The organism is Micromonospora sp. NPDC047467 (assembly GCF_040643095.1).
Classification (GTDB): Bacteria; Actinomycetota; Actinomycetes; order Mycobacteriales; family Micromonosporaceae; genus Micromonospora.
The window spans coordinates 585,825-605,990 of sequence record NZ_JBEYTO010000002.1 but is presented as its reverse complement, the minus strand read 5'-3'; the positions used below and the strand labels follow the sequence as shown (position 1 = coordinate 605,990).

General features: G+C 69.6%; 15 protein-coding genes. 10 read left to right on the top strand and 5 right to left on the bottom strand.

Annotated features, from left to right (window positions below; translation table 11 throughout):
• Window positions 1-63: 63 nt before the first annotated feature.
• Window positions 64-2,802, bottom strand: a complete 2,739-nt coding sequence (locus ABZ780_RS07005) for a sugar-binding protein (protein WP_357484853.1) — start codon at window positions 2,800-2,802, stop codon at window positions 64-66.
• A 524-nt stretch (window positions 2,803-3,326) separates the two neighbouring features.
• Between ABZ780_RS07005 and ABZ780_RS07000 the strand changes: the two genes are divergently transcribed.
• From ABZ780_RS07000 to ABZ780_RS06965, 8 genes are all read left to right on the top strand, one after another.
• A complete protein-coding gene (locus ABZ780_RS07000; RefSeq protein WP_357004532.1) occupies window positions 3,327-4,478 on the top strand; it encodes an ROK family protein in 1,152 nt (383 codons plus the stop codon).
• 256 nt (window positions 4,479-4,734) lie between these two features.
• Window positions 4,735-5,793, top strand: coding sequence for an extracellular solute-binding protein (locus ABZ780_RS06995; protein ID WP_357484851.1), 1,059 nt, complete (start codon window positions 4,735-4,737; stop codon window positions 5,791-5,793).
• Between the two features lie 62 nt (window positions 5,794-5,855).
• Complete coding sequence (locus tag ABZ780_RS06990) at window positions 5,856-6,929, top strand: ABC transporter ATP-binding protein (protein WP_357004525.1); 1,074 nt, start codon at window positions 5,856-5,858, stop codon at window positions 6,927-6,929.
• The gene (locus ABZ780_RS06985) at window positions 6,926-8,674 is read left to right on the top strand and encodes an iron ABC transporter permease (RefSeq protein ID WP_357004521.1); all 1,749 of its coding nucleotides are present in this window, start codon (window positions 6,926-6,928) and stop codon (window positions 8,672-8,674) included. Before ABZ780_RS06990 ends, ABZ780_RS06985 begins: the two co-directional genes overlap by 4 nt.
• The gene (locus ABZ780_RS06980) at window positions 8,662-9,537 is read left to right on the top strand and encodes a creatininase family protein (protein WP_357004518.1); all 876 of its coding nucleotides are present in this window, start codon (window positions 8,662-8,664) and stop codon (window positions 9,535-9,537) included. The genes ABZ780_RS06985 and ABZ780_RS06980 overlap by 13 nt, the downstream gene beginning before the upstream one ends.
• 46 nt (window positions 9,538-9,583) lie before the next feature.
• Window positions 9,584-11,041, top strand: a complete 1,458-nt coding sequence (locus tag ABZ780_RS06975) for a lyase family protein (RefSeq protein WP_357004513.1) — start codon at window positions 9,584-9,586, stop codon at window positions 11,039-11,041.
• Window positions 11,042-11,139: 98 nt separating this feature from the next.
• Complete coding sequence (locus tag ABZ780_RS06970) at window positions 11,140-12,039, top strand: ROK family protein (protein ID WP_357004510.1); 900 nt, start codon at window positions 11,140-11,142, stop codon at window positions 12,037-12,039.
• Between the two features lie 161 nt (window positions 12,040-12,200).
• Window positions 12,201-13,457: a PP2C family protein-serine/threonine phosphatase gene (locus ABZ780_RS06965; protein WP_357004507.1), complete on the top strand. Its 1,257-nt coding sequence runs from the start codon at window positions 12,201-12,203 to the stop codon at window positions 13,455-13,457.
• Here the strand turns inward: ABZ780_RS06965 and ABZ780_RS06960 are convergent, their stop codons facing one another.
• Complete coding sequence (locus tag ABZ780_RS06960; RefSeq protein ID WP_357004504.1) at window positions 13,458-13,820, bottom strand: STAS domain-containing protein; 363 nt, start codon at window positions 13,818-13,820, stop codon at window positions 13,458-13,460.
• Between the two features lie 198 nt (window positions 13,821-14,018).
• Here ABZ780_RS06960 and ABZ780_RS06955 point away from each other — a divergent pair, with 198 nt between their 5' ends.
• Complete coding sequence (locus ABZ780_RS06955) at window positions 14,019-14,498, top strand: ATP-binding protein (protein ID WP_357004500.1); 480 nt, start codon at window positions 14,019-14,021, stop codon at window positions 14,496-14,498.
• Here the strand turns inward: ABZ780_RS06955 and ABZ780_RS06950 are convergent, their stop codons facing one another.
• Window positions 14,499-17,351, bottom strand: coding sequence for a hypothetical protein (locus tag ABZ780_RS06950; protein ID WP_357484848.1), 2,853 nt, complete (start codon window positions 17,349-17,351; stop codon window positions 14,499-14,501). It lies immediately after the preceding gene.
• A gap of 150 nt (window positions 17,352-17,501) precedes the next feature.
• The gene (locus ABZ780_RS06945) at window positions 17,502-17,720 is read right to left on the bottom strand and encodes a hypothetical protein (protein WP_357004494.1); all 219 of its coding nucleotides are present in this window, start codon (window positions 17,718-17,720) and stop codon (window positions 17,502-17,504) included.
• 241 nt (window positions 17,721-17,961) lie between these two features.
• On the opposite strand from ABZ780_RS06945, the gene ABZ780_RS06940 reads away from it, so the two are divergent.
• On the top strand, window positions 17,962-18,762 hold the full coding sequence (locus tag ABZ780_RS06940; protein WP_357004491.1) for an SDR family oxidoreductase: 801 nt from the start codon (window positions 17,962-17,964) through the stop codon (window positions 18,760-18,762).
• A gap of 7 nt (window positions 18,763-18,769) precedes the next feature.
• Here ABZ780_RS06940 and ABZ780_RS06935 read toward each other — a convergent pair whose 3' ends face one another.
• Window positions 18,770-19,837 carry a DUF2855 family protein gene (locus tag ABZ780_RS06935; protein ID WP_357484845.1) on the bottom strand — a complete coding sequence of 356 codons (1,068 nt, stop codon included), beginning with the start codon at window positions 19,835-19,837 and terminating at the stop codon, window positions 18,770-18,772.
• Between the last annotated feature and the right edge of the window lie 329 nt (window positions 19,838-20,166).

The window sequence follows — 20,166 nt, the reverse complement described above, 5'->3', positions numbered from 1 at the left end:
CTGATGGGCCGGGCCTCGCGGCCCGGCCCATCAGTGCGTCAGGTCGACGCGGTTACCGTTCGATCAGCGCAGCTGCTGGGCGAGACCGGTGGTGGCGCCGCCCCGCTCGTACGAGACGAGCACCGACGAGCCGGCCGGAAGAGCACCGCTGAGCGGCAGGACCAGGGTGCGGTCCTTGCTCAGGTTGGCCGTGGTCTGCGCCACGACCCGCTCGCCGTCCCAGATGAAGACCCGGGCGGTGCCCGACTGCTTCACCTTGAGCTCCACCGAGACCTTCGAGTTGGTCTTGGTGACCTTCTTGATCTTCACGGTGTTGTCCGCCAACTTGGCGTAACCACCCGGTGCCACCCCGTCCCAGGAGGACTGGAGGATGGTCTGCGGCGAGTCGACGCTCTGCACCGCGGTGTCGGGCATGATCGGAGCCTTGGGCGCCGACGGCCGCGCCGTCAGACCCGGCAGGACCGCGTTGCCCCAGCGCCACGGGTCGGCCCGAACGCCGCTCCAGGTCGACCAACCGACCCGGGTCTGCGAGCTCAGGTCCTGCGTGTCCGAGTCGTTGACCAGGATGTTCAGACCCATCCGGGCCGGGTCGATGGCGTCCGGCAGCACGCTGAACGGGATCTTGACCTCGATCCGGTAACCCGTGTACGGGTTGCTGGTGACGACCGAGGCGATCTCGAGACCAGGTGCGGTCTCGGGGCCACCCTGGTAGTTGTCCCGCTCCCGGGCGAAGCACGGCGGGTTGCCGTTGGCCGGGTCGATGGTGGTCGGGAAGAGCGCCGCGTTGAACACCGTGGAGGTGTTCGCCGAGTTGCCCCGCGGGTCGATGCCGAGCTCGATGTTGTCGTTACGGCGCGGACGCTTGCAGTCCACGGCCGGCAGCACGGTACCGAGCACATCGTCGGTGATGTTGAAGACGCCGTACAGGGCGTCGTCGGTGTAGGTGAACTGGGCCGTGCCGGAGATGTCCGACGCCGGAGCGGCGGTGCCCTCCCAGCGCGTCGAGATGTCGATGACCTCGCCGGTGTACTCGTGGTCGTGGCCGTGGCCGTCGACGACAGGCGCGGTGGCGGCCCGCGGGATGGTGGTGGTCGGCACCAGGTTGAACGCGCCCGGCTCGATGGCGCTGCCACCGCTGAAGCTGGTCTCGATCCCCACCCGGTACGCGCCGTTGTCCGGCGCCCGGTTGGCGGTCGGCAGCGACGTGTCGGAGTTGGTGACCGTGAAGGTCACCGAGGTGCGGGCACCGGGCTGCAGCCCGCTGTACGCCAACTGCTGCTGCGCCACAGTGAAGCCGGCCGGGACGTTCAGCTTGACCGTTCCGGACTGGACCCGGGTGCCGTGGTTGGTCAGGTTGACCTTGACGCTACGGGTGCCACCACTGGGGATGTTCAGCAGGGACTCGATGAGCGCGTCGAGCTGCTGGGTCTTGTTGCGGACGGACCACTCGCGGAAGTCGGCGATCTCCTCCAGCGGCTCCAGGGTGCCGCGCACCGGAGCAGTGCCCTGCACGCGGGCGCTGCTGGTGCCGCTGCCGTCCTTCTTGCTGGTCAGCGTGGCGTTGATCAGGAACCGCTCGCCCACCGTGACCTGTGCCGGCGGGGTGACCGTGAAGCTCTTCACGACCTCCTTGCCCGGGGTCAGCGTGCCGACGTTGCCGTTGCCGGTGACCTTCCAGCCGGCCGGAACGTCCAGGGTGACCTTGGCGCCGGTGATGGCCTTCTTGGCGTAGAGAACCGTGTCGACGCGCAGGGGCTGCCCGGCGAGGGCCTCCCAGTTCTGCGGACGCACGTGGACCTCGGTGCCGAGCGGCAGGCCGCCGGGAGCGCGGAGGTTGGCGCCCTGGAGCGCACCGGTGCCGGCACCGACGTTCGGGGCCGGGTACGGGGTGCGGGTGTCGATCAGCGTCAGCCGGTTGCAGCCGATGTTGGCCGGGTTGGTGGTCGGGAAGGCGCTGTTGCCCCAGCCCTGAGTCACGTACTCGCGGCGGGCCCAGGTCTGGACCGTGTTCCACCGGTTGCCGTCGTGACGCGCCGACTCGTAGCCCTGCCAGGTGCCGAAGATGACGTTGCTGGCCTCAGCCGGCGTGAACGTGGTCTCGCAGGCGGGGCCGTTGGTGCCGGTCGTGCCACTGCCACCGGTCTGGAAGATGCGGGAGACCCGCCAGGGCTCGAGCCCTTCCTTCTTGATCTGCTCCGGGAACGCCTTGGGGTCGGCCGCAGCGTAGAAGGCCTCAACGGCCAGCATGGCCGCCTTCTGGTGGTTGCCGTGGTTGCCCTGGGTGGCCGAGGGGTTCATCGTGAGGATGACCTCGGGCTTGGTGGTCCGCAGCACCCGCACGATCCGGGAGAGAGTCTCCTGGTATCCCCAGACCTCTTCCGTCAGCGGAGCGCTGGCGGTGTACCAGAAGTCGAGAGCGTCCAGGTTGTAGATGTTCTCGATGCCGGCCCAGCCCACCGCCTTGCGCTCCTCATCCTCCCGGAGGAGGCCGAGCTCGGGGCCCTCTTCGAGGCCGGTGGCGTTGCCGCCGCCCTCGCCGCGGGTGGTGGTGATGACGCCGGCCTTCATGCCGTGATACTCGTTCCAGTATCCCAGCATCGCGAGCTGGCCGGCCTCGTCGTCCGGGTGCGCGCCGATGAACATGACGTCCAGGTCGACCGCCTTACCCGGCTTTGCCGGCGGCGGGGGCTTCGGAGACGAGTGCTTGGGGGATGAGTGCTTGGAGCCGGCCTGGACTGGACTGGCCAGGCCTAGCGACAGCAGACCGCACATGGCGATAGTCGCCGTGGTGCGCCATTTCATTGGCATACCTCTTCGTGTGGGGGTGAGTGCTGCGTGGGGGACGGTCTCGGGGCCCGGCAGAGCGCAACTGGCCGTTGGCTCCTGCCGGGCCCGAACGTGAACAGCTGTCCACTGGAGGCCGTGGAACGGCCTCCACTCGTGCGGGCAGCTCGACAGCGGGGGTGGTGCCGGCCCACCGCCCGCTAGCGAGCGGTTCGCACAGTGGTAGGGATGGATTCACCAGAAGGCCTTCGGCCGGTAACGCTAGGGATCTTGCGGCGAGCCAGTCAATAGTCCTGGACGACTTTATTTTTTCTTTGAAGAAACGATGTGCCTGTTCACGGGCCATGGGGCGTCGGTCCACTTTGGCGATAGGAGCCTTTTGCCCGGCTTTAGGGCGCTCGACTTCTACACTGAGGCCGCTTTCGTCCCGCCGGGGGCAGATCGCCTGACCACGGGCCCTCGTGGATCTATGTTTTCCCTAGCCAACGGCCGAGATGATCTCGTTACTTGACGCCATAGTTTTTTCTCAGTAGGAAATAACTGTGTCCGACAAAGCAACGACCAGCCCGGTCAGCCGTGAGCGGTCCCGAGAGATCAAGCGTCTCTCGGTGATCCTGGCTGCCCGGCAGGCGCGAATGCTGTCCCGAGTGGATCTGGCCGAGATGACGGGTCTGCCGGCGGCCACGGTGACCGTGCTCGTGCGGGAGCTCATCGCCGAGGGTTACCTCATCGAGCGAGGGCCGGGTGCCCCCACCACCGGCCGCCCTCGGGAGATGCTCGAGTTCAATCCGCGCGCCGAGCTCGTCGCCGCGGTTTCGCTCGAACCATCCCGGATCAGTTGCGAGATCGCCGACAGCGAGGGTGCGCTCATCGCGCACCGCACCGCGCGGTTCGGTGGCGACGTGGTCGAGACCGTCTGTGCGTTCGTCCTGGACCTGGTCGGCGACAACCTGCCGTCGCTGCGCGGCGTCGCCATCGCGGTGCCGGGTGTCTCCACCAACGGCGCGGTACGCCTCGCGCCATCGGTGGGGCTGGTCGAGGCGTGGCCGATCGGCGAGTCGGTTCAGCGGCGGCTCGGCGTGCCCGTCGTCGTCGACAACGACGTCAATCTGATGGCCGCCGGCGAGTGCGTCGCCGGCGCCGGGGCGGACGTCGCCAACCTGTTGCTGATCCACGTCGCGGACGGCATCGGCGCCGGGCTCGTCCTCGACGGCAAGGTCCGCCGGGGCGCCAGCGGCGCGGCCGGCGAGGTGGGTTTCCTGCCTCTGGACGGCGCCCCCAGACGCAGCAGCTACAGCGGCGTGGGTGAGTTCGAGGCCCGCTGGTCGGTGAACGCCATCGCCGAGCGGGTGGTCGCCCTGCGCCCGGGGCGGCGACCCGAGTCTCCGGTCCGGGAGCTGATCGAGCTCGCCGCAACGTCGCGTCCGGCCCGCGACTACCTCGACGAGGTCCTCGACGCCTGGGCCCGGCTCATCCTCTCCTGCGTCTGCGTGATCGACCCGGGGATGGTGCTGCTCAGCGGTGCCGCCGCTGAGCTCGACGACGCCGCGCTCGAACAACTCCAGGGACTGCTCTCGGCCAAGACCCCGGCCCCCACTGAGGTACGCCGGGCCACCCTCGGCGACCAGGCCGTGCTGCACGGAGCGATCAGCTACGCGCTGTCGGCCGCGGTTCCACTTCCCTCCCTGCCCTGACCACCACCACCACCGACCCCCGACCCCGACCCCCCACCACCTCCGCCGCCTGCCACGGCGCCCTCGTCCGTACCCCGAACAACCGGACGCTGCGCGCCACGTCCCGCTCCGGCGGAACCCCCGAACCCCGCTCCGGGCACGACGCGATCTTCAACGTCGTGTCCCGGGCCGGCGAACCATCGTATTTCGGCAGAACCAATTCGATTTACGACTCTCGATCAGAACTCCCGTAGATCCCCCCTGAGTGGAGGCAACAATGAGACGTCCCTGGGTCATGGCGATCGCGCTCGGCGCGATGCTGGCAACCACCGCAGCCTGCGGCAGCAGCGACGACAACGACGCCGCCGACGGCGCGTCCCCGGCCGCGGCGGCCGAGAAGTTCGTCATCTACAGCGCCCGCGACAAGGCGGTCACCGACTTCGTCGTCGAGCAGTTCACCGCGAAGAACCCTGAGTACAAGGGCAAGGTCGAGGTGCTCAACATGGGCGCCCAGGAGGTGCTGGAGCGGGTCCGTGCCGAGAAGGCCAACCCGCAGGCCTCGGTGTGGTGGGGCGGCACCCAGCAGGGTCTCGCCTCCGGCGCCGCAGAGGACCTGCTGACCTCCTGGCAGCCCTCGTTCGCCACGAAGATGGACGCGCGGTACAAGGACGCGCAGGGCCGCTGGTTCGGCGAGATCCTGCTGCCCGAGGTCATCATGTACAACAACAAGGCGCTGACCCCGGAGCAGGCTCCGAAGGACTGGGACGAGCTGCTCGACCCGAAGTGGAAAGACAAGATCATCATCCGGGACGTGGCTGCCTCCGGCACCATGCGCTCGATCTACTCCTCGATGATCCAGCGCCTCACGCCCGACGGGTCCAACCCGCAGCCCGGCTACGACTGGCTGCGCAAGCTCGACGCCAACACCGTCGAGTACGCCGCCAACCCCGCCGACCTGTACCTGAAGATGTCGCGTGAGCAGGGCGTGGTCAGCGCCTGGAACCTGCAGGACGTCCTGCTGCAGGCCGACAAGAAGATGCCGTTCGGCTACGTCATGCCGACCTCGGGCGCCCCGGTGCTCGTCGACGGTGTCGCCGCGGTCAAGGGTGGCAACGACGCCGCCGCCAAGAAGTTCCTCGAGTTCATCTTCGACGACTCGCTGCGGGCCACCCTCGCGAAGGACTACTTCCAGATCCCCGCCGTGGAGATCTCGGAGAAGCCGGAGTGGCTCGGCCAGCTCAACCTCAAGCCGATGGAGGTCGACTGGGACGTCATCGGCAAGAACGAGACGGCCTGGATCACCCACTGGAACGCGGAGATCAAGGACAAGGGCTGAGTTGACAGGGACCGGGTCGTGCCACGGCACGACCCGGTCCCGTCCTGGAAGGACCCAGAACAATGATCGATGTCCGGCTGACGACCGTCAGCAAGCGTTTCGACAAGTCAAGCGACTCAGCGGCGGTCGACAACGTCAGCATCACCATCGGAGCCGGTGAGTTCTTCACCCTCCTCGGACCGAGCGGCTGCGGCAAGACCACGACCCTGCGGATGGTGGCGGGGTTCTATTTTCCGACCTCGGGGAACATCCACTTCGGCGACGACGACGTGACCCGCTGGTCGCCGAACAAGCGCGACACCGGCATGGTGTTCCAGAACTACGCGCTCTTCCCGCACATGTCGGTGGCGCAGAACGTCGCGTACGGGCTGAAGGTCCGTCGGGTCTCCCGCGCGGAGCGGGCCCGCCGGGTCGAGGAGGCACTCGCCCAGGTGCACCTCGACGGGTACGGCGACCGGCGCATCGACGCGCTCTCCGGTGGTCAGCAGCAGCGGGTCGCGTTGGCCCGGGCACTGGTCATCCGGCCGCGCACCCTGCTGCTCGACGAGCCACTGTCCAATCTCGACGCCAAGCTCCGCGAGGAGACGCGCACCGAGATTCGGCGGATCCAGCGCGACAGCGGCCTCACCAGCCTCTACGTGACGCACGACCAGGCCGAGGCGATGTCGATGTCGGACCGGATCGCCGTCATGCAGTCCGGCCGGGTCCAGCAGGTCGGCGCTCCGCACGAGATCTACTACCGGCCCACGAACGCGTTCGTGGCCCGCTTCATCGGACGCAGCAACGTCCTGCGCCTGCCCGTGGTCGGCGCGGGAGAGACCCAGGTGACGGTACGCCTTCCCGGCGGCGCGACGCTCGACGTCGGTGCCACCGCGGGGCACGGCCTCACCGAGGGGGACACCGCGCTGGTGTCGGCCCGGCCGGAGCACATCACGCTCGCCGGCCCGGACGAGGAGTCGGCGCTGCGCGGCCGGATCAGCCACATCGAGTTCACCGGTATGGCCACTCACATCAGTGTCGACGTCGACGGCACCGAGGTGATGGCGGCAGTGATCGACCCACCGACCGGCATCAAGATCGACGACGTCGTGAGCCTGTATCTCGTACCCGAACGGCTCTGGGTGGTCCAGCCGTGACCGTTCGTTCCCAACCCACAGCCGGCTGGCGGGCGGGGCTCAGCAAGCGCCTGTCCGGCGGCACCAATTCACGGTGGTTCCCCTACCTGCTCGTGTTTCCCCTCGTCCTGGTGCTCTGGGGCTACGTCGTACAACCGATGTTCGCCACCTTCGCCGAGAGTGTCAGCGCCGACGGTACGACGAACTACCTCCAGTTCTTCACCTCCTCCGGGGTGGCACGGGAGTCGCTGCTCACCTCGCTGTTCATCTCGGCGGCGAGCGTGCTGCTCTGCGGCATCGTCGGCGTCTCGATGGCCTTCCTGCTCAAGCGGTTCACCTTCCGTGGCCGTCGGCTCCTCGAGGCGTTCATCCTGGTGCCGGCGGCGCTGCCGCCACTGATCGGCGCCGTGTCGTTCCAACTGCTCTACAGCAACATCGGCATCCTGCCGCGTGGGCTGCAGTCGCTCTTCGGCACCGAGCAGCCGGTCCTCGCCTTCGACGGCATCGCCGGCGTGCTCGTGGTGCACACGTTCACCATGTACCCGTTCTTCTACCTGGCCGCCGCCGCGGCGCTGGCCGGAATGGACCCCTCGGTCGAGGAGGCGGCGTACAACCTCGGCGCCAGCCGGGTGCGGGTCTGGCGGACCGTCATGCTGCCGATGCTCACCCCGGCGCTGGTCTCGGCGTCGCTGCTGGTCTTCATGACCTCGCTGGCGTCGTACACCGCGCCACTGCTGTTCAACGTCAGCCAGACCATGACGATGCAGATCTACATCAACCGGACCAACGGCGACCTGCCGATGGCCTCGGCGTACGCCTCCGTGCTGGGCATCGTCTCCATCATCTTCCTGCTGTCGATGCGGTGGTACGAGGGCCGGCGCAGCTACCAGTCGCAGTCGAAGGGGATCTCGGCCAACCGGCGGGAGATCAACAATCCGATCGGTCGCTGGTTGGCGCCGATCGCCTCGGTGCTGGCCACGATGATCCTGCTCGCACCGGTCGCCACGATCGCGCTGGTGGCCTTCTCCGAGAACCGCACGTGGACCACCTCGGTGCTGCCGACGACGTACACGCTCGACAACTTCGTCACGATCTTCTCCGACCCCAAGGCGTTCCAGCCGATCCTCAACTCGGTGCAGATGAGCCTGATCGCGGTCGTCGGCTGCGTGGTGATCGGCGTGCTGATCGCGTACGCGGTGCGACGGCTGCGCTTCGTCGGGCGGGGTCTGCTCGACGTGGCGGTGATGATCGCGTGGGCGCTGCCCGGAACGGTCGTCGCGATCAACCTGATCTCGGCGTTCAGCACCGGCAACGCGTTCAGCCTCGGGCAGGTCCTGGTCGGAAGCTTCTGGATCCTGCCGCTGGCCTACTTCGTGCGATTCCTGCCGATCGTGTTCCGGTCCAGCTCGGCGGCGCTCGCGCTGATCGACCCGTCGTTGGAGGAGGCCGCCCGCAACCTCGGCGCCTCCTGGCTGCGGGCCTTCTACACGATCACGGTACGGCTGATGCTGCCCGGCGTGCTCGCCGGCGCGCTGCTGGCGTTCGTGAACGGTGTCGGCGAGTTCGTCGCCTCGGTGCTGATCTACACCTCGTCGACGGTGCCGATCTCGGTGGCGATCAACAACCGGATGTACTCGTTCGAACTCGGCACCGCAGCGGCGTACGGAATGCTCCAGGTGCTGCTCATCTTCGTGGTGATGTGGTTCTCCGGCCGGCTGGACAGCAGCCGCACCGCGAGCAGAAAGGCCGTCCAGTGGACGAACTGATCGAACGGTGGCGCCGCGAGGGCGGGCTGCTCCCGGTCACTCGGGTCCCCGGCCACGCGTTCGCCGCCGTGGCCGAGGCGGCGGACCTCGCGGTGCTGCCGGTCGGCGCCGTCGAGTGGCACGGCCCGCACCTGCCGCTCGGCACCGACCTGCTCCTGGCCGAGGGGTTCGCCGGGGAACTGGCGGCCGGTTCCGCCCGAGCCGTGCTCTTCCCGGCCGCGCCGTACGCCGCCTGCCCCGGCCAGACGCGACCCTGGCCGGGCACGGTGGCGCTGCGGCCCGAGATCGCCGTCGGGTACCTCAGCGACGTGATCGCCGGCATCGTCGAGGCGGGTTTCCCCCGGCTCCTCGTGGTCAACGGTCACGACGCCAACCTCTCCACGGTTCGTGCCGCAATGGAGTGGGTCTCCGGCCGGCACCTGGCGAGCCTGCTGCTCGCGAACTGGTTCCAGCTGGTCAGCCCGGACGAGACGGGCGAGATCTTCGGCGCCCTGCCGGCCCGGGGGCACGGCGGAGCGTACGAGACCTCCGCCGTGCTCGGCTTCGACCCCGCGACGGTGCACCTGGCCGCCACGCCGGACCTGCCGCCGAAGCCGAAGCTGCCCACCCCGTACCCGTACGTGCTGGTGGAGTCGCGGCCCGATCCGTGGCAGGGCTGGTCGGGTCACGTCTCGCTGGCCAACGAGGCGGCCGGGCAACAGATCCGCCAGTTGGCCGGCGCGCGGCTCCGCGAGGTGATCGAGGCGTGGCTGGCCGCGCCGCTACCCGGCCCACCCGGGGCGGACCGGCCCGCCTCGTCCGATAGGACCGCCTGGTCCGACCGGCCTGGCGGGACCGGTCGGTCGGACCAGGCCATCGGATGACCCCGCTCGCCACCCGAACGACAACGCACCGCATTGGGAGACCACGATGACCCCCTCACTGACCATCTACCAGCAGCATCACCTCCGCGTCGTGTTCGAGCACCACGCCGCCCACCTGTACCCCGCGATGGTCAAGGCGAGCCAGGCCCACGTGGTCATGCTCGCCGAGCAGCGGCTGATCCCCGACGACTCCGCCGCGATGATGCTGCGCGGGCTGCTCGTGCTCACCGAGGACCGGCCCGAGGAGTTCGACTACGACGGCAGCGTCGAGGACGTCTACTACACACTGGAGAAGCGCCTCGCCGCCGCCTGCGGGGTCGACGTGTCCCAGCTCAGCGTGCAGCTCGCCCGCAGCCGTAACGACCTCGACGCCGGGGTCTTCCGGATGGTGCTGCGCGACCAGCTCCTTCAGGTGCTCGACGCGGTGCTGGCCGCCGGCCGGATCATCCTGGACCGCGCCGACCGGCACGCCGACGTGGTGATCACCGGTTACACCCACCGGCGCCCGGCCCAGCCGACGACCATCGGGCATGTCTACGCCGGCTACGCCGAGGCGCTGGCCGGCGAGGGTGCCGCCTACGCCGACCTGCTGGACGAGATGAACCGCTCGCCCCTGGGCTCCTGCGCCTTCGCCGGCACCGACCTGGACATCTCGCCCCGCCGCCTGGCTGACCTGCTCGGCTTCGAGCGGCTCATCGTCAACTCGTACGAGGCGGTGGCCGGTGCCGACCACCTCGTCCGGGTCGCCACCCTCAACGCGCAGACGCTCGCCACGGGCGCCCGGCTGGCCCGCACCCTGATGGACTGGCTGAGCTGGGGCTGGGTCGTCACACCCCCCGAGTTCACCCAGGGCAGCAGCATCATGCCGCAGAAGCGCAATCCGGTCGTGCTGGAACACCTCGTCTCGATGGCCGGCGCCGCAGCGGCCGATGCCGTCAGCGTGCTCAACAACGTCGGCGCCGCCTGGTGGGAGGACTCCAACAACGCCACCACCGACGTGCAGGCCCGACTCTGGGACGGCGACGACCGGGCGTACCGGTTCTTCTCCCTGCTCGGCGGGCTGATCGCGGAGCTGGACCCGCTGCGTCCGCCGGCCGGTGAGGAGATCGTCGCCTCGGGTGCCACCACGACGGCCGCCGCCGACGCGCTGGCCCGGCACGGCGTGCCATTCCGCGGTGCCCACTCGCTGCTCGGCCGCCTGGTGCGGACCGGCCCGCCCGCCACCTGGACCGAACAGGACGTCCGGTCGACCGCCGCTGACCTCGGTCTGGCCGAGCTCGACGAGGCCGCGATCCGGGACCTGCTGGCCGCCGCGGTCCGCCCGGAACTCGTGCTCCGCCGGGCCCAGGCCGACGGCCCGGGAGAGGCAGCCGTACGGGATCAGGTCGCGCAGTTGCGGACCGTCATGGCCGAGGTGGCGACGCGGGTCGATGCGTTCCGGGACCGGTTGGTCCGTGCCGACGAGGCGCTCTCCGAGGCGGTCGCGGCGAGGGTGGGCCGGTGACGGGACAACAGACACGGCACCGCGTGAACGATGATGTTGTGTCGCCGCGATCGCGGCACGACGTGGACCGACGGCCCGAAGGGCGATCTGACATCACCATGGAACAATCGGCAAACCCGCGGCTGCTCGGCATCGATTTCGGCGGCACGAAGATGGCCATCGGTGTGGGTGACGTCGACGGTCGGCTGCTCGTCTCCGAGCGACTGCCCACCAACGCCGAGCAGGGTGCGCAGCAGGCCCTCGTCCGGGCTCTCGACCGGGCGCGGGAGCTCGCGGACCGGACCGGCGGCACGCTCGTGGCGGCCGGCATCGCCTCACCCGGCGTCGTCCACGACGACAACATCGAACTGGCGCCGAACGTGCCCGGCTGGGAGCAGTTGCGGTTGGCCGACGCCGTCCGCGCCCACCTCGGGTTGACCTCCGTACGGGTGTCGAACGACCTCAACGCGGCCGCGTACGCCGAACTGCGCTTCGGGGCGCTGCGCGGCGTCGATCCGGGCCTGGTGCTCGGGCTCGGGACCGGGGTGGCCGCGGCGGTGACGGTCGGCGGCGAGGTGATGCCCGGTTACCACGGCGCGGCCGGCGAGATCGCCTACGGTCTGACCGACCACAGCTGGCCGTCGGGCCTGGAGCCGATGCTGGAGGCGACCTTCTCCGGTCGAGCCCTGGACGAGCTGGCGCGGCGGCTGGGGCTGACCGGCCAGGCCGCCGCGCTCTGCGCCGCCGCGGCGCAGCCCGGCCTGGCCCGTGAGGAGTTGCGGCAGCGCGTCGACGAGTTGGCCCGCCAGCTCGTCACCTGCTGTCTCCTGCTCGACCCGCAGCGGATCGTGCTGGTCGGCAGCGTCGCGGGCAACGAGGTGGTGCGGCAGTTGCTCATCGAGCGGCTCGCCCACGCGCTGCCGTACCGGCCGGACATCGTCCTGTCGGCCTTCGCCCAGGACGCCGCGCTGCTCGGTGCGCTCGCGATGGCCATGTCGGTCCTGCCCGCACCGGTCTGAGCGACGCCGACCGTCCCGGATCTCCCCGTGGCCGGTCCGGTAGGTGACCGCGTTTCAGCGTCGAAGCTCCGGTCGATGGCGAGGGCGGTGTCCGTCGATCGTCGGACACCCGCCCTCGACCGACCGGCCGTCACGGTGGTCGCGTCTCGTAGGCTCCGAGGGTGGAACGCACCGAGGGGCAGATCATGAGCCACGTGTTGCAGGCGGCGGAGAACGCCTCGCCGGTCGACGCGGTCGAGGCCGTCACCCGGGAGATCGGTACGGGGCTGGGGGCACGCAGCGTCGCGTTCCTGATCGCGGATCTCAGCGGCCGGGCACTGGTCCGGTTGGCCCACTCGCCGCTCGAAGGCTCCGGTGCGGGGCGCCGGGACGGCTCCGAGGTCGCCACCGTGATGCCGTTCGACGGCGGCCCCGCCGAGCGGGCGTTGCGCACCCAGACGGTGCAGGTTGTCACACAGGCCGACGGGTGGATGGTGTTGGCGCCGGTGACCGACCGCGGTGAGGCGATCGGGCTGCTCGAAATGATCCTGCCGAACGAGCCGGGTCCACGGGACCTGAAGGAGATCAGCCGCACGGCGCACCTGTTGGCGTTCGTGGTGATCGCCAACCGCCGGCACACCGACCTGTTCGAGTGGGGCCAACGCACGACCCCGTTCACCCTGTCCGCGGAGATTCAGCGTCGCCTGCTGCCCGCCGCGTTCACGTGTGAAGGCAGCGCGTTCACCCTGTCCGGCTGGCTCGAACCCGCCGCCAGCATCGGCGGCGACACCTTCGACTACAGCCTCGCCCGTGACGTGCTGCATTTCAGCGTCACCGACGCGATGGGCCACGGGGTGGCCAGCGCCCTGACCGCGACCCTCGGTGTGGGTAGCCTGCGCAACACGCGCCGCCGCGCGGTCGGGCTGGTGGAGCAGGCCCAGGCCGCCAATGCCGCCGTGGCCGAAAACCCGCCGGTCCCGGGCAGTTTCGTCACCGCGTTGCTCGGCCGTCTCGACCTGCGCACCGGGGTGTGCGCGCTGCTCAACGCCGGGCACGTGCCGCCGATGCTGGTCCGCGACGGAGACACGCAGACAATTTCGCTACCGGGCAACTTCCCGCTGGGAATGTTCGCGGCGTCCGACTACCACGCGGGCGAGGTCGCGCTGCGGCCCGGGGACCGTCTGGTGGTGATCACCGATGGCGTGCGGGAGCGCAACGCCGCCAGCCTGGACCTACCGGCCATCCTGCGGTCGATCGTCGGTCTGCACCCACGCGAGGCTGCCCGCGCCTTGGCCGACGCCGTACTTGAGGTCAGCGGGCCGACCCTGGCCGATGACGCCACCCTGCTCATCCTCGACTGGCACGGAGGGCACAGCGAGCAACGGCGTACCAGCGCCGGCGCCGACCAGGAGCGCGCCAGCACCGCGCTGCCCGAATGACTACCGGCCTGTCGCGTCGGTGGGTGCCACCTCGGCTTCGGCAGCCTGCACACTGTCATAGACATCGATGGCCTGGTCCAAGGACGTGACCGTCAGGACGCTGTGCACGGCGGGCTGCACCGAGGCGAGGGACAACTGACCGCCGATGTCCCGCAACGCCTTGAACATCACCACCAGCGCGCCCAACGCGCTGGAGTCCATGAATCCCACGCCGGCCAGATCCACCACCACCCGGCGATCACCGGCGTCGATCAACTGTTGCAGACCGTCGCTCAACTGGGGGGACGTCGCCATGTCCAGTTCGCCGTGCACTTCGAGCACCGTGCAACCCCGGCCCGGTCGGGCCGACAACAGCAGATCCACAACGACCTCCCCACGCCGGTGATGCCGTTTACCCTATTCGGCCGAACGGCGAACCACCCTCGGCCGACGCACGTCGAGCCGGCACGGGGTCGTTTCACCTCAGCCGCTGCGGGTAGTGCTGATCACGACCACAGCGCCCGACTCGGGTATGAAACAGTAGTCCGGCCGCCGACGTCGGGGCCGGGGAGGAGCTGCGCGATGCGGGTGAGCATGACCCTGTCGCTACCGCGCCAGCCGTCCTCGGTGACCCGCGCCCGCCATGTGCTCAACACCCTGCTGGGCCTCACCGACGCCGCCGAGGACTCCCGTGGTCAGCTCGCCGTGCTGATCAGCGAGGCCTGCGCCAACGCGGTGATGCACGCCGATCCCGACAGCGCGGTCGACATCACCATCGTCATCGACGACGACGTGTGCCTGCTCGAGGTCGGCAACCGAGGCAGCACCCCCGGCGGAGCCGGGCTCGACGCCGAACTTCCCGCCCCGCTCACCGTCGGCGGCCGTGGGCTGCCCCTGATCGCGGCACTCGCCGACTCGGCTGCCTTCGTCGCCGGGCCACCGGACCACGTGCTGCTCCGCATCACCAAACACCTCGGCGGCGTACCCGCGGAGAAGGCGACGCCCCGCAGGCCGTCACCGGCCCGCGGGGCGTCACTGCACCAGTCGTGGCCCGAGGACTGATCAGCTCGACGTCACCAGGATGAAATACCAGACCTCGTCCGTCGTGCTGCCGTCGGCCTTGTGCCCCTTGACGACCAGGTAGAGGCCGGTGGCCTCGGTCGGCGTCCACGTGATCGACGCGCGACCCTGCGCGTCGGCGTCCACTGTGCCGGCGGTGCCACCGATCGTGTACTCGAACGACGTGATGCCGGGCGTGCCCCCGCTGAACTCGAAGCGGCCCTCGACGCCGACACCGCCGCCGGGAGTGTCCCGCGGGTACGCCTCGGAGAAGACGTGCGGCGCGGTGCCGACCTGGAACGGGTACTCGGTGACCGGCGAGAACCGGCCGTCCGCGGTGCGGCCCCGCACGGTGAGCGTGTTGGGCCCGTTGCGGTCGGGAACGACCGTGACCAGGGTGTTCCAGCTGTCCCCGATGGGTGCGGTCAGCTCGGGGCCGTCGTTGAGGCGGTAGCGGTACTCCACCACCTCGGGCGTCCACGACGTGCTGAAGGCGAAGTCACCGGGCACGCCGATGCCGCCCCTCGGGCTCCACTCGCTGTACTGGCTCCACACCGAGACCCGGGTGTCGCGGACCGGGACGGTCATCTCACGCTCTGGCGACGTCGTCCCGTCCTGGGCGACGCCGGTGACGCGGGCCGAGAACCAGCCGTCCCACTGGGGTGTGAACGGTACGGTCGCCGTGCCGTCCGGCCCCGCCGCGATGGTCTGGTATTCGCCGAAGTCCAGGGAGTAGCGGAACTCTCTGGTGTCGGGCAGCACCGAGCGGAACGTCAGTGTCATCGGCTGGGCGGCCGCACCGCCGTTCGGCGGGTCGGTGGTGACGACCGGCGCCTCGAACGGCTGCCAGGTGAAACTCTTCTCGGGCGACCGGGTGCCATCGGCCAGCAGCGCCTCGACGATCAGCGTGTTGTCACCGGTGTGCACCGGCGTGACACTGATCGACACGCTGCCGCCGTCGGAGGGCACGACGGTTTCCGGGCCGCCGTCGAACCGGTAGGCGAAGCCTGTCACGTTCGGCAGCTGGCTGAACAGATAGAACTCGACCGGCAGGCCGACGCCGTCGATCCGCGTCAGGTATTCCAGCGTCGGCGCGTACGCGGACGGCACCGGATCGAGGACGTTGAACTGGTGGTAGGTCTCCATCGACTTCGAGCCGTCCGCCTTCACCGACCGCACGGCCATGAAGTGCCACCCCGCGGTCGCCGTCCACGGAACCACTGCGGTGTCGTCCGCTGCCGCCGGTACGGTCTGCGTGGTGTCGTCCAGGACGTACTCGTACGAGACGACGTCGGCGTTGCGCGGCGTGAACGTGAACGAGCCGGTCTTGCCGGCGATCGGCTCGCTGTCGAAGTTGAACTCGGCCGACTCGACTCCGGGGGCGTCGGTGACATAGATCCGCAGGGTGTCCTGCCCGATCAGCTTGTTCTTCGCGTAGCTGCTGACGACGACCTCGACCTCGCCGACCTCGGCGAAGGTGAGCTGACCGGTGGCTTTGCCGTCGACGGCCGGCACCCGGGTCTGCGGGCCGCCCTTGAGCTGGTAGCCGAAGGCTGTCGTCTCGGGCTTGCGCGCGGTCAGGCTGATCGTGCTCGGCAGCCCGACCCCGCCCAGCTCGATCTGCGCGCTCGGCGCGGTGTCGGCGATCCGGAACCGGTACTCCCTCTCCGGCCCCCGGTTGCCGGCCGCGTCGATCGAATTGACGTAGAGGGTTTCGATCCAGTCCCGCTTCGGGGTGTATTCGAGAACCGCCGTACGGCCCGGCTTGCGGGCCTTCACGCTGCCGGAGTAACCGGTCGAGTCACGCCACGCGAAGGCGACCACGTCCTGGTCACCACCTGCGTCGATCCGGAACTTCCCGGTCAGGCCGGAGCCACCGCCCGGGGTGTCGCCCTCCGGGTAGAGCTTCGACGTGACGGCCGGCGGGTTCGCCGGTGCCGTCTTGTCCATGATCACGTAGCAGACCTTGCTCCACGGACCCGCGTCGTAGTAGTCACTGGCGCGGGCCTGCCAGGCGAGCAGCTGACCGTCGGCGTACTGGCTCAGGTCGGTGCCGAGGTTGTAGCTGTTGAACTCGCGGCGCTGGTCCGGGTGCTCCACCGGCCAGATCGCGTACAGGATCGTCGCGTAGTCGCCCTCGTCCGGATCGTTGGCGGTGGCCTTGAAGTAGGTCGTCGCCGCGGCCGGCGACGGTCTGGTGACCGTGCCACACGGCCGGTTTGGCCCCTCAAGCCGCGGGTCGGACACGGTCGGCGGATGGTTCGAGGTGGAGCTCAGCGTCGGCTGCTGAAACGTGCGGCCGGCGCGCGGGTCCGTCTCCTGGGAGGCGGTGATCCGATATTCGACCGTGATCGACTTCTCGTGCCGGCCGAGCGCGGCATTGAGCGTCTGCACCATGTCGAAGCCCAGGTAGCCGGGGCAGTAGAAGGAGCCCTGCCCCCGGTTGACGGAGATCAGCTTCTCCAACTCGGCGGGCGGGTTGTTCCAGGTCGTCCCGCTCTTGACCGGGGCCGTCCGCCACACCTCGATCGTCGCTGCCGTGGAGCAGTCGGTGACCGTGTCCTCGTACGTGTACAGGTATGAGTTGTGCACGACCGCGCCCTTGAGTTGGGTCAGGTCGTAGGTGAAGTAGGAGCGGTAGGTGTGCGCCCTGCCCGCGTCGTCGACCAGTGTGCCGACGGGCGGCGCGACCGCCGGGTTGACGAACTTGGTCCTGGGGCTCTGCGAGTCGAGGTAGGCCCAGCTCGACAGAGGAAGATTGACCGAGTCGGCGGCGAGGGCCGGCTGGCCGGTGGCCAGGACGACTGTGGCAACGCCGACAGCGGTTGCCAGAATCGCTGATCCGATGCGCTTCATATTGGACTTGTACCTCCACTTGACGGCGCATCGATCGACGCCGGCGGCGTCATCGTATCGACGGGCGCCACAAGTTTTTGGCCCCTGAATCCGTACGGATCATCCCCGCACCACCAGGCCCATCCGGGCTTGGCCGTGCCGACTGGCGGTCTAGCGGTGGGCTGGCTCGTCGGCCGGCTCGCGGTCTGGGGTTTCCGCCGCGAACGGGGTCCGCAAACGGGTCATCGAGTCGGCGCTGACGTCGGCGGCCGGACTGTGCTCGTCGTTGGTGACCCCGTCCCCCTCGACGCTGAAGGGATTCAGGGCGGACGTCATATCGGACACGAGGTGCTCCAAGGGAATGTGCACGGCAGCGCTCGACTCAGTCATCGGCAGCTGGGGAACCGTGGGGAGACAGCGGGGCGGGGCCGGCGATGGGCCATCGATATCCCGCCCCCACAGCCTACCGGTCTCCCGCCGCCCGAACCCATTCGAGCGGTCGCTGGGCGGGCGACCGGGGCGGCGCCGGAGTTTGCGCGGCTCAGGCTGCCGGGTACGACCAGCACCGCTACGGTCGAGAACGGCCCTCCGAACCGGGAGGGCCCCTGTGACACGGACGAACGGGGTAACGATGACGGTGCAGATCGATCTTTCTGGCAGGACCGCGCTGGTGACCGGCTCGACCCAGGGGATCGGCGCCGCCATCACCGTCGGGCTGGCCCGCGCCGGCGCCCGGGTGGCCGTGAACGGCCGTAGCGCCGCCGGGGTCGAGCGCGCGGCGGCGGCGTTGCGCAGCGCGGTCCCCGGTGCCGACGTTGTCGAGGTCGATGCCGACGTGTCGACCGACGAGGGCGCGGCCCGCACGCTCGACCTTCTGCCCAGCGTCGACATCCTGGTCAACAGTCTCGGCATCTTCGGCCCCAGCCCGGCGTTGGAGATCCCGGACGACGAGTGGCGTCGCTACTTCGAGGTGAACGTCCTGGCCGGCGTCCGGCTGACCCGCTCCTACCTGCCCGGAATGATGGACCGCGGCTGGGGCCGGGTGCAGTATGTCGCCAGCGACTCGGCGGTCGCCATCCCCGCCGAAATGATCCACTACGGCGTCTCCAAGACGGCGCTGCTCGGCGTCTCGCGCGGGTTCGCGAAAGCTGCCGCCGGCACCGGTGTGACGGTCAACTCGGTGCTCGCCGGCCCGACCCACACCGGGGGTGTCGAGGATTTCGTCGCCGATCTGATGGGCGACAGCCTGCCCTGGGAGCAGGCGCAGCGGGAGTTCATGCGCCTGCACCGGCCGCAGTCGCTCCTTCAGCGACTCATCGAACCCGAGGAGATCGCCAACATGGTCACCTACCTCGCGTCCCCGCTCGCCTCCGCGACGACCGGCGCGGCGGTCCGGGTCGACGGCGGGTACGTCGACGCGATCCTCCCGTGACTCGGGCTCAGAGCTGGATGACGTGGCCCGTCCGTGGCGGCGTACGACCCGCGAGGACGTCGAGCCACGCGTGCCGCAACGCCTCGGGGCCGTCGCCGACCCGCACGTCGAGCCACCCGCGCACCACCGGGGCGAAGCGCTGCCAGGCGACGGCGAACCGTTCGTCGAGCCCGTCCCGACCCCAGTCCTGGCTGCGTTTGCGCATCTGCACCGGCGCGAAGAAGACCTCCTCGGCGGCGTCGGCGTTGGGCGTCTGGTTGGTGAGCCCGACCGCGATGTCCCGCACGAGCCGGTCGCCGAGGTGGCCGCGTAGGGCGGCCCGGGTGGCCGGCGCGCCGGACAGGTCGAGGTAGGCGGTCTCGACGGTGTCGAGGGTGGCGATGTCGTCGTAGGAGACGACCTCGTCATAGCAGCCGAGCGACCGCGTGAACGCGAGGTTGCCGGGTGAGGTGAGCCCGACCAGGCGTGGGCCCCGGCCGTGCAGTTCGAAGGCGGCGGCGTACGCCGTCTTGCTCGACGCCGACGACAGCACGAGCGACCGCGCGCCGTAGAAGTCGTTGTCGACGACCTGGTCGGCCAGCATGAAGGAGGTGAAGAACAGCGGCCGGAACAGGATCAGCAGGTCCTCCTGCTCGGGCCGGTACGCGGGGTCACCGGTGGTCGACCGGTACGCGTTGTACGGCGAGGGCAGCCCGGCCCGGTGCGCGCTCGTGTCGCGGAACCCGGCCGCGTCCACCCGGTCCGGGCGCACCACCAGGTGACCCGCCGGAGGCAGGTAGCCGTAGACGCGCTGACCGGCCTCGACACCATCCACGGTGGACGCGACGACATCCGCGAAGCCCCACAGCGGCGGCAGCCCCCACTGGCGGTCGAGCCCTCGGGGTTCGGGCGGAAAGAACTGCCAGTAGCGCATCGCGTCGCCGAGCACCGCGTAGGTGACGTTGTTGGCGGTGAGGCCGACGCGGTCCACGCGCAGCAGCGCCTCACCGTCGGCGAGTGCGGGTGCCGCGCTGTCGACGAGCGTGGTCCGGCCAAGGTCGTCACGGGCCACGGCGAATGTCCACGAATCAGCCATGGTGTGACGCTAGACAGCCCCGGAATCGGAGACAAGTGCACTGGGAGTGCAAAATCCCACTCGTCTCACCCACCACCACCCCACCTCATACTTTCGGCTAGTAATTGCTCCGACTTTCGGGTAGCGTTCCCGCCATCACCTGAACGACATGACGGCGGCGGAGAGGCCCGTGGTTGTGGCCCATGCGACAGCGCGCCCCGCCCGCACGTGCGCTCCGGCATTAGCCGGCTCGGAGATCCTCCGGTCGACCTGATCGACGGGCACGCACGGGAAGGACCCACTCGTGGTCACTACCTTCGAGCCCACGACCAGCACCAGCATCGGCCGGC

Coding starts and splice junctions, on each gene's coding strand:
- ABZ780_RS06990 (WP_357004525.1), top strand. CDS start 5,856: ATGATCGATGTCCGGCTGACGACCGTCAGCAAGCGTTTCGACAAGTCA.
- ABZ780_RS06940 (WP_357004491.1), top strand. CDS start 17,962: ATGACGGTGCAGATCGATCTTTCTGGCAGGACCGCGCTGGTGACCGGC.
- ABZ780_RS06995 (WP_357484851.1), top strand. CDS start 4,735: ATGAGACGTCCCTGGGTCATGGCGATCGCGCTCGGCGCGATGCTGGCA.
- ABZ780_RS06935 (WP_357484845.1), bottom strand. CDS start 19,837: ATGGCTGATTCGTGGACATTCGCCGTGGCCCGTGACGACCTTGGCCGG.
- ABZ780_RS06975 (WP_357004513.1), top strand. CDS start 9,584: ATGACCCCCTCACTGACCATCTACCAGCAGCATCACCTCCGCGTCGTG.
- ABZ780_RS06955 (WP_357004500.1), top strand. CDS start 14,019: ATGCGGGTGAGCATGACCCTGTCGCTACCGCGCCAGCCGTCCTCGGTG.
- ABZ780_RS07005 (WP_357484853.1), bottom strand. CDS start 2,802: ATGAAATGGCGCACCACGGCGACTATCGCCATGTGCGGTCTGCTGTCG.
- ABZ780_RS06950 (WP_357484848.1), bottom strand. CDS start 17,351: ATGAAGCGCATCGGATCAGCGATTCTGGCAACCGCTGTCGGCGTTGCC.
- ABZ780_RS06945 (WP_357004494.1), bottom strand. CDS start 17,720: ATGACTGAGTCGAGCGCTGCCGTGCACATTCCCTTGGAGCACCTCGTG.
- ABZ780_RS06970 (WP_357004510.1), top strand. CDS start 11,140: ATGGAACAATCGGCAAACCCGCGGCTGCTCGGCATCGATTTCGGCGGC.